General features: G+C 45.8%; 9 protein-coding genes. 1 reads left to right on the top strand and 8 read right to left on the bottom strand.

The features are described 5' to 3' along the window. Window positions 1–44 precede the first annotated feature (44 nt). The 5 genes from H1230_RS05325 to H1230_RS05305 form a co-directional block, all read right to left on the bottom strand. Entirely contained in the window at window positions 45–1184 is a 1140-nt protein-coding gene (locus H1230_RS05325; protein ID WP_239714536.1) for a transglutaminase domain-containing protein, read from the bottom strand. 296 nt (window positions 1185–1480) lie between these two features. Next, a complete protein-coding gene (locus H1230_RS05320) occupies window positions 1481–3871 on the bottom strand; it encodes a glycoside hydrolase family 95 protein (protein ID WP_239714535.1) in 2391 nt (796 codons plus the stop codon). Between the two features lie 91 nt (window positions 3872–3962). After that, window positions 3963–5696, bottom strand: a complete 1734-nt coding sequence (locus H1230_RS05315) for an ABC transporter substrate-binding protein (protein ID WP_481857164.1) — start codon at window positions 5694–5696, stop codon at window positions 3963–3965. 115 nt (window positions 5697–5811) lie between these two features. Further along, window positions 5812–6720: a carbohydrate ABC transporter permease gene (locus H1230_RS05310; protein ID WP_239714533.1), complete on the bottom strand. Its 909-nt coding sequence runs from the start codon at window positions 6718–6720 to the stop codon at window positions 5812–5814. 16 nt (window positions 6721–6736) lie between these two features. Next, window positions 6737–7717 (bottom strand): ABC transporter permease, encoded by a 981-nt coding sequence (locus tag H1230_RS05305; protein WP_239714532.1) that lies wholly within the window; start codon window positions 7715–7717, stop codon window positions 6737–6739. 292 nt (window positions 7718–8009) lie between these two features. On the opposite strand from H1230_RS05305, the gene H1230_RS05300 reads away from it, so the two are divergent. Next, window positions 8010–8768, top strand: a complete 759-nt coding sequence (locus H1230_RS05300) for a creatininase family protein (protein WP_239714531.1) — start codon at window positions 8010–8012, stop codon at window positions 8766–8768. A 72-nt stretch (window positions 8769–8840) separates the two neighbouring features. Here the strand turns inward: H1230_RS05300 and H1230_RS05295 are convergent, their stop codons facing one another. The 3 genes from H1230_RS05295 to xylB form a co-directional block, all read right to left on the bottom strand. Beyond that, window positions 8841–10391 (bottom strand): response regulator transcription factor, encoded by a 1551-nt coding sequence (locus H1230_RS05295; RefSeq protein ID WP_239714530.1) that lies wholly within the window; start codon window positions 10389–10391, stop codon window positions 8841–8843. Continuing rightward, entirely contained in the window at window positions 10388–12175 is a 1788-nt protein-coding gene (locus tag H1230_RS05290) for a sensor histidine kinase (RefSeq protein ID WP_239714529.1), read from the bottom strand. Before H1230_RS05290 ends, H1230_RS05295 begins: the two co-directional genes overlap by 4 nt. Before the next feature lie 151 nt (window positions 12176–12326). After that, complete coding sequence (xylB, locus tag H1230_RS05285; protein ID WP_239714528.1) at window positions 12327–13823, bottom strand: xylulokinase; 1497 nt, start codon at window positions 13821–13823, stop codon at window positions 12327–12329. Between the last annotated feature and the right edge of the window lie 375 nt (window positions 13824–14198).

The following is a 14198-nucleotide window of genomic DNA, read 5'->3' as shown; positions in this document are numbered from 1 at the left end:
TTTGGAGCATCCCTTCTTTACATATAGAGCTGTAAGTTGCTGCATTACTTCCAGGTAACATACACTTTAAGATCACCTGTATTATCAAACCTAGAACTGGAATATGATAATTGATCCAACCCGAGCTTATAAAGCTCCTGCAGATCATTCTCCAGCATCCTCTCGCTACCCCTGTAACGGAATAATAAGGACTTCTTCCCGGAGGCAATTCCTTTATTGGCAAGCAGGGAAAGCTCTGCTGCAGAATGGATAACCTGATCCTCTGCGTACAAACTGTAGTCCAGTTCCTTCTGCAGCTTCTGATAAACGGCCACTTTCTGTCCCCCAAGTTTAACGAGCTCTGCTAACGTTTGGTGATAGCCGATGGAGGCTGCCGGATAAAACTTGGTCCAGTTATGATCCACCCGCATCTGCGCATCCGTCCTCAGGTAATATGAAGAGCTGACAACTCCAGCCTGATCCGGTGTTGGATCATCCCAGGTTGTATCCAAATGATACCAACGCCCATCCAGCAGTACCAGATTCCAGGCATGTGATTCCCGGACTCCTCCCTTCTGTCTCGCTGTCCCCTCGACAATGGTATTGGTGATCCCAGCTTCCTTCAACAATTTATAAGTCAACAGAGAATATCCCTGGCATACCGCACTGCCGCTCTGAATGGCTTCAAACGCCGTATATTTACGGTAAGACTTATCATATTTCAGATTCAGCACGACCCAATCATGGATAACCCTTACTTTCTCATGATTGTTCATCCCTGGTGTAATGATTTTCTTTAAGACAGCCTTCACCTTCTCGTTCACAACGGCAGTCTGTGCAAGCGACTCACGGTACTTAACCTGTACCGTAACATTCGCAGAACTTCCGCTTCCGCGATAAGAATAACCGTAGCTATCTACAATGTAATACAGATAAGGGTCGCTTTCCATGGCTTGATCAAGCGCCGACTGCAGTTTGGATTTCAGGCCCGTAGTTTTACCTTCATAGGTAAAGGTTATCGTCTCTCTACGGTTGTTCATAGCGCCCGTCAGCTTCTGCGCGACTTCACCTACACTATGAAGCGCTGCCGAAGTAGAAGCGGCATAGGCACGCCCCCAGCCCCAGTAAATCATTGGTGGAATTACACTGGCTATAATCATCCCTCCAAGAACAGCTTTTATCAGCGTGAAGCGTTTCTTATTCATATCTGTTTAGCGCCTCCTGCAGTCAGTATCATACCTATTAAATTTGTTCATTAAATAGTCTTACTATATATTAGATGCGTTAAACCTTATCTGCACAACTGTAAATTTCCAAAGCTTACGTTTGTAGCGTTCTGATTATTAATATCGGCACACCATGACTGGGTAATAAGGTCTAATCCGTTTCTTAGAGAAATATAAATACTTTATAAAAAAAGACTGTCCCCTGTGCAGATGATTCTACACAGGGGGACAGTCTTGCCCATTATCCACCATATAATCTTCTCTATTCGTTAATGCTACTTCAATCCTGGTGTAATCCTATAGACTTCTCCTATCACAGTTCTAAATTCACTCGCTGCGTCTATTGGCAACCCATCCTGACTTAATACACTTAACGGCTGATGATAATCTATTCTGCACGGCTGGCCATGAGTTGAAGTAAGTTCAGCTTTGGTTAACTGGCCTCCGCTCCATTCGATATCGACAACAAAACCACCACGTGCCACCAAACCTTTGACGCTTCCTTCACTCCAGTCCTCCGGAAGGGCTGGCAATAACTCAAGTTGTCCTTGATGACTCTGCAGCAGCATTTCAGCAATGCCTGCTGTCACACCAAAGTTGCCGTCGATCTGAAAAGGCGGATGATTGCCGAATAGATTAGGCAGGCTAGAATCCTGCAAAATACGGCGCAAGCATTGGTAGGCATTCTCGCCTTCATTCAGACGTGCATAAAGATTAAGCAGCCAAGCTGCGCTCCAGCCCGTGTGTCCACCACCGGATTTCAAGCGCTGCGCAAGCGATAATGAAGCTGCCTGTGCCAGCTCCGGCGTCTTGGATGAACTGATTTCGTTTCCTGGAAATAAATCATAGAGATGGGAAACATGACGATGCCCTAGTTCTTTTTCGGCAAAATCCTCGTTCCATTCCCGCATCCGCCCATCCGGTGCGATTCCGGGATGAGCCAGCAACGCCCGTTTCTGGATAAGCTCTTGTCGCAATTCAGCATCAATCCGCAAAATTTCCGCAGCCTTAATGCAGTGGTGGAAACACTCGGCAACGAGCGACAAATCCATGGCCGATCCGGCAGACACACTGCAAGGTGCCCCGTCAGCGGTCAAAAATACATTCTCTGGTGAAGTGGAAAGACCCGTAGTCAGTCTGCCATCCGGAAGCTCCACCAGCCAGTCAAGGCAGAACAGCGCCGCTCCCTTAAGCAAAGGATACGCCGTGTCCTGCAAGTAATCGTGATCAGGGCGGAATGCGTAACGCTCCCATACATGCCGGGAGAGCCAGACGCCACCCATCGGCCAGAAGGCCCACATAGCCCTGCCGTCTGATGGCGAGGACATCCTCCATAAGTCGGTATTGTGATGAACCACCCAACCACGGGCACCATAATGAATTGCTGCCGTCCGTCCTCCCGTTACACTAAGCTCGGAAATTAAATCTATCAGTGGCTCATGGCATTCGCCCAATGCGCAGATTTCTGCTGGCCAATAGTTCATTTCGGTGTTGATATTGGTCGTATAATTACTGTTCCAGGGTGGTTGGATAGAGGGATTCCAGATTCCCTGCAGATTAAGTGCCTGAGTTCCCGGTCTGGAACCGGCGATCATCAGATAACGCCCATAGTGAAACAGTAAAGCCTCCAGTTCAAGATCACTCTGTCCTCCGCGATATTGCTCCAGCCGTACATCTGTTGGTTCATCGGTGAATGAACGTTCTGGAGAGTTTAGCGTAAGGTCAACACGGTGGAACAATGATTGATGGTCGCTAACATGCCGCTCTCGCAGCTCTGTATATGCAGCAGGAGCCACTGATAATTGATCCAGGCAAAGCGCTGAAGGAAGAATGCCGCTGGTTCCCGGCATACGATCATAACCAGCATAATCTGTAGCGGCTGGAAGCAGGAATGTGACCGAGTGTGCACCTGTGAGTATCAAGCGCCCGTCTTCCGCGCTCAACATTCCACCCTCAGCACGGACTTCCAGAGCTGCGGCAAAGCTCAGCCCACGGTCCTCCTCATACAGTACAGCTCTCGGATGATCGCCTACATAATTGTCGGCGACATGAGATGGAGCACGCCCTGTTAGCAGGAGTATGCTTCCCTTAATGACCTGGACATCACTTGGATGCGGTGAGGTCAGTTCAACCGTGATTTGTGGCAGGATCACGGCAGGATCCTCCCCTACAACTCGGATATTCACGGCAATTAGGCCGTCCGGTCTGCTGGAAAATACTTCACGTACAATACTTACAGCGCCAACAGTGTAGAATACGGAAGCTATTCCAGTATCCAAATTCAGTTCCCGCCGGTAATTCTCGGCAGGACTGTCCATCTGCAGCTTAATGCGCAGATCGCCAAGCGGCTGGTAGGATTCCGTACGTCTGCCCAGCATTTTAGCTTCGATTAATGTCTCCGCCTCAGTATAGCTACCCTCTGCAACCAGCTTTCTAGCTGGAGCTACATGCCGCAGTGCCTCATAATTGGCGGTATCCCGTGGAAATCCAGACCATAACGTATCTTCGTTCAGTTGTATAACTTCCTCATCGACTCCGCCAAATACCATACCACCTAGACGACCGTTACCAATGGGCAAGGCCTCTTCCCATACTGCTGCGGGTTTGCTATACCATAGTATTTTGTGATTAGTATTGCTGTCCTTCATTCGCACGTCTTCTCCCATTTTCTGCCCCCTGAACATCAATCGGCGGGAAACCCGAATTTTCATTCGGACTCCCCGCCATATTGAACTTATTTAAGATTATTAATGATGCTTATTCAGTCCACAGTTTAACACGTTTTTTAACCAGTTCTTCACGCAATGTTTCTGCTTTGGCTACGCCAGCTTTATCCAGTTCTGCCATATAAGCATCCCAGATTTTATCAAATTCAGCCGGTTTGGACAAGATTGCTTCTGGAATACGTTTCCAAGTGATATCCTTCAGCTTATTATCCAATACCACGATTTCACTGTCTCCAGGGATTGTGATATTCCAAGCAGCACCCCAAGGTTTAACCTTGAACTCGCTTTCTTTAGGGAACAGTTCTTTCCAGTTGGTTACATGGTAAGCAGCCAGTGTTTCCTTCTCAACATCATTGAATTGGGCAGTAATTTGTTCAGGGAATTTCGTAGTGTAGTAGTTGCCTGAAGGATCCTTAACGCCGTCGCCGTAGTGAACGCCCAGTGTATTGTACAAGCCAATACCAGTTTCTTTGGTGAAGTTGGCATTATCATTTACAATGCGATTATTTACATCATCAGGAATGACACGTTTGCCGTTCTCAACTTTATAATCTTTACCTTCAACACCATAGTTCAACAGAACTTGACCTTCGTCAGAAGCAAGGTAATCCAGGAACTTGATGGCACGAACCGGATCTTTACATGATGTAGTGATACCGACACCGTAACCAGCCATGAAACCTGTTGGCCAGAAAGAAGCATCTTTGTATTCTTCAGACAAGGTTACAGAATAGTGACCATAGCCTTGATCGAATTTACCAGCAGTTTTCAGCGCTTTTTCAGCATCGCCGTAACCCCAGTCTTGGTCAATCAGGCCGACAACGCGGCCGGTTGCAATCTTAGCCTTGTATTGGTCATATTTTTGTACAAAGCTTTCTGGATCAAGCAAGCCAATATCGTTCATGTGGTTCAACCAGCGGAAGTATTCTTTCTCTGCAGGACGACGGAAGTGATAAGTTACCTTCTGTGTATCTACATCGATTGCGTACTCTCCATCATCTGATGAGCCTGTAGTTAAGAAGGCAGGGTTGGTAACTGTGATGTACATATACCAGTCATCTGCATTCAGTGTCATCCCAATATTTTTATTACCATTTTCATCAGTAGGATGTTTTTCCAAATAGGCTTTGATTACGTTTTCATAATCCTGAACTGTTTTGATTGCTGGGTAACCAGCTTCTTTTACCGCACGGTGCTGCAATTCAAATCCGCCACCTGCGTTAAAATAAGTGTTGTCCACTCCAGCATTCGTTGGAATCGCATAAATAGCATGATCATCATCACTGTAACGGGCACGCTTCATATTTTCTTCGCCAAGTACCTTTTTAATGTTCGGAGCATATTTATCGATCAAATCAGTAAGGTCAAGCATCGCACCTGCATCAACTAGCTTACTGACATCATTCTTGGCAGCGACGATATCTGGATAATCACCACTTGCAGCAATCAGAGCCACTTTTTGCCCAGGATCACCAACGGCAAATTCTGCGTCAAGCGTTACACCTGTTTTCTCGGTAAGGATCTTACCTGTTTCATCTTGCATGCCTGTCCAGTTCGGACTTGGATCAGCACTGAAGAATGAGAATGTCATAGGACTTGTATCTTCAGGTGCAGCTGTTGCAGTGGCCGAATTCGTGCCTGTATTGCCTGTGTTCTCTTCGGTTGCCGCATTATTATTGTTATTTCCACCGCAGCCGGCAAGCATACCGAGCATTAATGTCGAAACCAACAACCATGCGGAAGCTTTTTTTCTATTGCTAGCCATCATGTAAACCCTCCTTGATTCATTTATCTATTGTATAACAGGAGTAACCCCTGTAGATACCAAATGTTCAGGTATTTCCGTAGCAGTTCTGCTACGGAATACCTAGGTTGTAATACTAGCTTTTTACGGCTCCAAGCGTCATGCCCTTCACAAAATAATTTTGCAAGAAGGGATATACTAGCAGAATAGGTACTGTAACGACAATGGTAATTGCCATCTTGATAGATTCAGGTGAGACCTGATTGGTAGCCTGACTGACAATATTGGAGCGGTAGTCTCCGCCACTTCCTGCCGTCGTGCTCTGCAACACCTTCATCAGCTCGAATTGCAAGGTAGTTAAGGCTTCATTGGAGCCATTATAGAGATAAGTATCGAACCAAGCATTCCATTGTCCCACAGCCAAGAACAAGGCAATAGTTGCCAGCGCTGGTTTGGCTAGTGGCAGAATGATACGCCAGTAGATCGTAAAGTCATTAGCTCCATCCAGTGTAGCCGATTCCTGAAGCGCATAAGGTATACCATCGATAAAGGAACGGATAACGAATACATTAAAGGCACTGACTGCACCAGGTAGAATATAGACTGCGAAGGTATTCATCAGATGCAAATCACGCATCAGCATGTAGGTTGGAATTAATCCACCCGATACATACATGGTTAGAGCAAGAAATGTAGAGACGAATTTGCGACCTTGGAAATCTACACGGGCGATCGTAAACGCCAGCATCGAGGCCGTCAATAATCCGAGAAACGTTCCGATAACCGTACGTAAGGCCGATATCTTCAGACCGGTAAGCAGGCCGGTAAAGGAAAATATTTTGATATAGTTATCAATTGTAAACTCCCGTGGGAAAATAGTGATTCCACCACGCACACTGTCGATCGAATCGTTCAGTGATATAGCGAGTACATTCAAAAACGGATATAAGGTAACTATGACAACGAAGGTCACAACAACATAAATGATAATATCAAATATTCGGTCAGACCAAGATTTCCGATTAGCAAATGTAGAACTTCCCAAAATGATGCCCCCCTTTCTACAGAAGACTTTCTTTAGTAGTACGTTTGAATATTCCATTGATGGTGAACAAGAGGATTACACTAATCACTGAGTTAAATATATTGATCGCGGTACCGTATGAATATCTCGCCATGCCTAGTCCGTATTTCAAAGAGTACAGATCAAGCACCTGCGAATAGTCGGTAACGAGGTTATTTCCTAACAGGAATTGCTTCTCAAAGCCGATATTAAGCAAATTCCCAATCGACATGATCAGCAGAACGGTAATCGTTGGGCGAATACCCGGAATCGTAATATGCCATACTTGGCGCAACCGACTAGCACCGTCTACACGGGCTGCTTCGTAAAGTTCAGGTCCAATTCCCGCAATGGCCGCAAGGTAGATAATCGCGTTCCATCCAGTTTCTTTCCAAACATCCGAAAAGGTAACAATTCCCCAGAATAGATGGCCCTGAGCCATGAACTGGATAGGTGTGTGAATAAAGCCGACACCCATTAAGAGATCGTTTACAAGACCGTTTTCGCCGGATAGCATTTTGGTTACAATGCCCGCAGCGACAACCCATGATACAAAGTGAGGCAGATACGAAATCGTCTGTGCAAAACGTTTGAAAAAGTTTAAGCGAACCTCATTCAATAAAATTGCAAACGTTATCGGAAATATGAAGCCTGCCACCAGGCCCATTCCGCTCATTGCTAGCGTGTTGCGTAGCGCCAAGAGAAATTGATCGTCTGCAAAAAGAGTCTTGAAGTGCTCTAAGCCAACCCATTTCTGTTCGAAGAATCCTTTTGCGGGCTTGTACTGCTGAAAAGCCATCGTCCATCCCCAAAGCGGGAGGTAACTGAATACGAACACCCAAACAATGAAGGGTAATGACATCATGTACAAATATTTCTGATTTTTAAAGGTTTTCCAAAACCGTCCCCCTGAAGCAGGCTTTTTATTTAGCTTGTCGTTAGCAGGCTGGATATCTTGTAAGGTTGTTGCCGCTTTCATGAAGCCCCCTCCTCTCTATGTCTATATTTTAATGGGCTGTAAGCGATTGCAGTACCCTATAAATTCGACCTAAAATCAGGTGAAAATTAGAGATTTTCGTGCGAGATGAATGATGCAATTTGTTGAAAAGACCCCTGAAGGTCAACCCTTTCACTTAAGCAGGTGTTTATTTAACTGCATAAATCATTCACTACATAATAAGATGACTTTTTTCTCAGCGCATCTTGTGAACATGATTTTATGTAGTATTATAAGATAGGTAAATAATTACAAATGAGGAATGGTGACAGATATGTTGGATTATAGAAACACAACCGCAGAATTAGCAGAAAGCAACATTGATACGGCGGTAATATCAGTGGGGGCTACGGAGCAATTCGGACCCTATTTACCTATGCATATCGATTCATTAATTGCAGAACTGTATGCGAACGAATATGGTAAAGCAATAAATGCTTATGTTCTACCTGTACTCCCCTTTAATACTTCAGAAGAACATGCCGGGTTTAAAGGTACGGTTACGGTCAGTCCGAATATACTAACTGCTTTTTTGGAAGAAATTATAGTTAACCTCCACAGACAAGGTTTCAAGAAATTCCTTCTATGCTCAGGCCATGGTGGAGCCTATTGGTTTAACGCATTTATCAAACAGATGAACTACAAGTACCCTGATATCATTGTTATCTTTCCAGGATATCAAACAGATGCCTGGGAGGTAGCTGTAAAGGCTGCCGGGTTAACCGGACGAAATGATATGCACGGTGGTTTAACTGGAGTATGTACAGCGATGTGGCTTTGCCCTGAACTTGTAAAATTAGAGACTATGGGTTCGGAAATACCGGAAGAACTGAAGGGATTTGCCGATTACATAGGTTGGGATAAACTCACCAAAGACGGAAATTGGGGACATTACACGAAAGGTCAATACACCTCTGAGGAACTGGCTAAAAAGGGGGAAACATTATGGATGACTTTAATTCATAAACAATGTGAGGGATTAAAGGAATATTTGGAAGAGGGCTATCGTCGAAAAGTAGAATTAAAAAAATGACGCGTTAACTGTTGCCAGTTTGCACGTCATTGTTAACATTAGTTGGAGTTTGTGCAGCAATTGGCTTACAGATTAGGTGTTTTTGCGGAAGGAGGTCGGAGAAACACCCTCATATTTGCGAAACTTGGCGTTAAAATAATCCGGGTTCATGTAGCCAACCTTTTCAGCTACCTCATATACTTTCATGCCTTGCGCCAGAAACTGCTTGGCTTTCTCGATCCGCACTTTATCCACATACGTATTAAAATATTCACCCGTTGTGTTCTTGAACATTTTACCCAGATAAGCGCTGTTATAGTTAAACAACTCGGACAAAGTTTCCAGCTTCAGGTTCTCGTTGTAACGGCGGTGAATCAGCTCAGTTATCTTCTTGACTTCATTACCCCGCCCTCCACTGGTCATCTGCCCGGCGATCTCCTCCAGAAAGGACACGGACTGCGTCTGCAGATCACTCAGATATAAGCTCTGGTAAAGCTCTCCAATCGGAGGCGAATGCTCTGCCGCGTAAGCGCGGATTTCTGGATAGGAGGGTTCCAGCCGGGCTAATACAGTACTAAGTATTCGTACAAATGTCTCTTTAATTAGCAGCTCTTCTCGGCCAAGCGTCACTAGCTCCGTGCAAATTTCTTGCACTAAAGGCCCAATTGCTGAACGGCTTCCAGTCTCGACCGCGAGCAGCAGCAGACTCTCCGCGTCCTGTCCCTCCTCCACGTTTGTCTTTATTGCACCCGTGAGCAGCATTCCTGAAACATCCGTGCTAAGGATGATCCCCTTCTGAAAAAAGAATGCTTTACGCAACAGTTCGCGGGCAATCATCAATGAACTTGCAGCCTCTTCTGGACGGAGTACAGATCCTCCTGCCGCTGCTATGAAGTCATATTCGTTCTCGTGAATCATTGCTGAGAGTTCCTTATACAACTTATCCCTGCTGTTGTTATCTTGTAGAGGTTCCTTCAGCAGCAACCCCATAAACGGCGGCAGTGTAAAGAATAGCTGTTCCTCACTCCCACAGAAATGCTGTTCCATTGTCGTTCTAATTCTCTGCGTGTCCTCTTCGCTAGCTTTAGCGGGTTCTATCAGCTCTATTAAGATTACCTCATAGCTACCAGGCCCAAGTCCAAGTGCAGTTGTATACTTACTGGGATCGTTATTCCCCTCATCTCCTGCAGACGGCTGCAGCAATGCACGAAGCAGTGTTTCCTTGTTGCGTGCGGGTTCGGCCTGATTCCAGAGCGCAAACCGATCCTCTTGGTCAATCGTTTCCCGCAGCTGCTCCAGATAGGTTATCATTTCCTCTTCATCTACCGGCTTTAGTAAATATCCATCAATTCGATAGGCAATCGCCTGTTTGGCATATTCGAAATCGGCATGTCCGCTCAAAATAAGCACATGACTGCCAGAGCCTTCTTCCCGCAGTTCACCAATCAGCTCCAGCCCGTCCATTCCAGGCATACGAATATCTACTACTATAAGCTCCGGGTAGTAAGTATGATATTTTTCTAGTGCCTGCAAGCCGTTAGCCGCCGTAGCAACCACTGTATAACCGAGCGACTCCCAGGGTATAAGAGTTCTCAGACCCTCCCGTAGCTTCGGCTCATCATCAACGATCAATACTTTTATCATAGACTTAAGTCCTCCATTGGAATACGGAAGGAAATAATCGTTCCTTCATCAGGACGACTATCTATCGTCAGACCGTATTCTTCACCGTATGATAGCTTTAAGCGGTCATGCACATTACGCAGCCCAATCCGTTCACCTTCACGTTCCTCCTGAATATCCAGCCTGTTGCGCAGCATATCCAGCCTTTCCGGAGTCATTCCGACCCCGTTATCAGTGATCGTAAACAAGGCATAGTCTCCAGCCTGTTGTATCTCCACAGTTACAAACGCTCCTTCCATCTTGTTATCCAGTCCATGGATAACGGCATTCTCAACAAGAGGCTGAACAATAAGTGGCGGTATATAGAGCGACTCCGTAGCAGGATCTACGATAAACTGATATTTCAGCCGCTCCTCATAGCGGAATTGCTGTATGTCTAAATAACAACGGACTACTTCCAATTCCTGCTTCAGTGGAGTTTTGCTTCGGCCTACCTCAAGACTACTACGCATCATTTTGCCGAGCAGACGCACAACTCGGGCAATTTCCACCTGACCCTTCATATGGGCTTCCATACGAATAGATTCGAGCGCATTGAATAAAAAGTGTGGATTGATCTGGCTCGCCAGCATCTTAAAACGAATATCATTCTGTTTCTGCTCCAGCAGGCTGTTCTGTTCATTCGAATTCTGCACCTCAAGCATCAAATCATTGATGCTGCGAACCATGGCATTGAATTGGCGGGCCAGCAGACCAATCTCATCATTACCATCAATTTTGAGCGAGGTATCAAAGTCTCCTGTACCGACCCGGTTAATATGCTTGCTCAGATGCAGAATCCGGCGTGAGAACAACGAGGAGAAGCTGTATATTAATAAAAAGGCCAATACAACACTTATGACTATGACCATAATAGCAAGCCTAATAATCCGATTCGGCTCCTTAACAATACTTTCGTTAGAGAAAACAGAGATAATCCGCAGCGCGTTGCGGCTGGACTGCGGTTTTAGCTCCTCAATTACTATTTTGGAAGCCTCACCATCCACTACTGCTTCATAACTGCCGCTGCCCTGACCCATAAGCTTTGTATCAAAAGAGATATCGGCCAGCGTTTTGCCAGCCCTTTGCTTTCGGTTAGCTGCAATAATATTATTCTTATCGTCCACAATCATCGTTTCGAAGGACTCTTGCCCCAGAATGGAATTCAGCTGACTGCTATTCACATTGATGATCAGCACACCTGTTTTGTTAGAGCCCTCCAGCTCAATCTTGCGGATAAGGCTTAGGTATTTATGGTGGTCACGCTCATCCTCAATATATTCCCAGCCCACCAGACTATCATACCGCTGCGCTCTCTGATACCACTGGCTTTCCTTGACAGCAGTCGAGGGATTGAGCAGTTCCCAGTTGTTAAGCAGGGTAGTATTGTCAGTATATAGCCGTATATTCGATATTTCTTTATATAATCTAAGATACTCGCGAAAATCCGGATAATCTTGATAGGCCTCCACGACATCATAGGTACTCTCATAGATACGAATTGCCAATTTTTTCAGCCGAGCGTCATTATTCAAGCGGTAAGAAATATCCTGAGATACGTCTACTACTTCCTCTGTTCTCTTTTTTACCCGATCTACGTTAATTGAAGCCTGTTCAAGCGCGTTCTCAAACGCCATTGTCTTCATCTCGATCGTAAGATAACCACCCACAAGCAGCACCGGCAGCATTGTAACTAGTAAAAAGGCCAACAGCAGCTTATTGCGTATTTTGATATCATTCAGCAGCTTGACCAACCGCTGGAACATAGTTCAGCCCCCCCATAACCTTCTCTATCTCTCAAACAGGCATTTGCTGGCTAGAGATTACCCCCTACTTTACATAAGAACAATAAAAACGGCAACAGAGCCCTCCGCCATTAGCGAAAGGCTCTCCATATTGAGGGATGAAACAAACATTCTATTGACGGTATGCTGCCAGTTTGTTGTTCAGTTCACGGGTCTGGCCGTACACTTCCTGATAGAGATCGAATAAACCGTTATAAATGGCTACCTGCTGTGGATTCGGTGTAAATACTTCGGCAGGACGGATAAAAGCTTCCGCACATTCGCCAAGTGAGGCGAACCAGCCACTGCCATAAGCTGCCAGCATTGCCGCTCCCATCGCCGGGCCTTGCTCGCTCTCCAGCTTCACGATGGAAGCATTAAAAACATCCGCCTGCATCTGCAGCCAAGCTTCATTCTTGGCCCCGCCACCAATCGCAACGATTTCAGTGATTTCTTTGCCGGATACCCGGACGATTTCAATCGATTCACGCAATGAAAAGGTAATTCCCTCCAAGACTGCACGGGTAAAATGGGACAGCGTATGTCCGGAATCCATACCGATGAAGCTTCCGCGGATATTCGGGTCTGGATGTGGAGTACGCTCCCCAACAATATAAGGAGTGAAGAGCAGACCCCCACTTCCTGCCGGTATGGAATCTACACCTTTTAGTAATTCATCAAAACTTTTGTCTGCAGCAAAGGTTTCTTTAAACCAGGTAAGACTATATCCTGCAGCAAGTGTAACCCCCATAATGTAATAGGCATCCTTCTCACCGTGATTAAAGAAATGGACTTTCCCTTCTAAATCCAAATCCTTGTTCGTCTCGTAGGAGAGCACAACACCGGATGTACCAATACTGCACATGGTGCGGCCTTCACCCAGAATACCTGCACCCAGTGCGCCGCAAGCATTATCGGCACCGCCGGCAAAAACCTTCGTCGAAGGCAGAAGTCCGGATGCCTCAGCAATCTCAGGCAGCAGCGTGCCAGTCAGATCAAAGGACTCTACCAGTTTCGGACAAAGTGAAAGCGGCAATGAGAAGGCTTCAGCGATCTCAGCACTCCATACTTTGGAGCCAACATCGAGCAACAACGTGCCAGCAGCATCGGAATAATCCATCGCATAATCGCCGGTTAAACGGTAACGCACATAATCCTTCGGCAGAAGGAACAGAGCGGCCTGAGACAACACTTCAGGCTCATTCTCCTGCACCCAAAGAATCTTCGGCAGTGTGAAGCCTTCGAGCGCAGAGTTTCTGGCAATCTCCAGCAGCTTCGGTCCAAGCGTGCGCTCAATTTTCCGGCATTGTGCTGTAGTGCGAGTATCATTCCAGAGAATCGCTGGGCGTAGAACCTTGCCCTCTTTATCTACCAGCACCAGTCCGTGCATTTGTCCCGAGAAGCTTAGACCGTCTACCTGTGAAGGGTCCACTCCTGAAGTCTCGATTAGACGACGCAGGCTGACAATCGTACCTTTAACCCAATCCTCAGGATTCTGTTCACTCCAGTTTGGCTGGGGTCTACTAAGTGGATAAGCCTCAGAATGCTCAAAAGCTACCTTGCCCTGCGGGTCTACAAGAACCGTCTTCACTGCACTGGTACCCAGATCGACACCGATTACATATTTCATATTAATCCTCCTAAAAAGTTTTGTTAGGATAATCTTCATTGAATAGCTTCCAAGAAGAAATGGCTTCGCCGTCCTTTTATGGACGGTACCCGTTTCTTCGAGAAATATAAGGATAAGTTATCATGTGAAACCTATAAATTCTTATATTCGTACAAAACTTACTTCGTAAGCATCAACTTAATTTTTATGGAGCTAAGCTACTTGGAATACTACGTCATAAAAATCACTTCGTAAGCATTCGCTTATTTTTTTTGGAGCTTGCCGAGATTCGAGATGTTGAATAAATTTAAAGGCAAATCATGCCGTTAATTCGCTGAAATCTGGCCCATTTAGGCAATTAACAGCAAATTATGCCGTTAATTCGCTCTAGATTTA

This window comes from Paenibacillus sp. 19GGS1-52 (assembly GCF_022369515.1).
Lineage (GTDB): Bacteria > Bacillota > Bacilli > Paenibacillales > Paenibacillaceae > Paenibacillus_AQ.
Note: the sequence above shows the minus strand (reverse complement) of the source record. Positions and strands in the feature narration are given on the sequence as shown.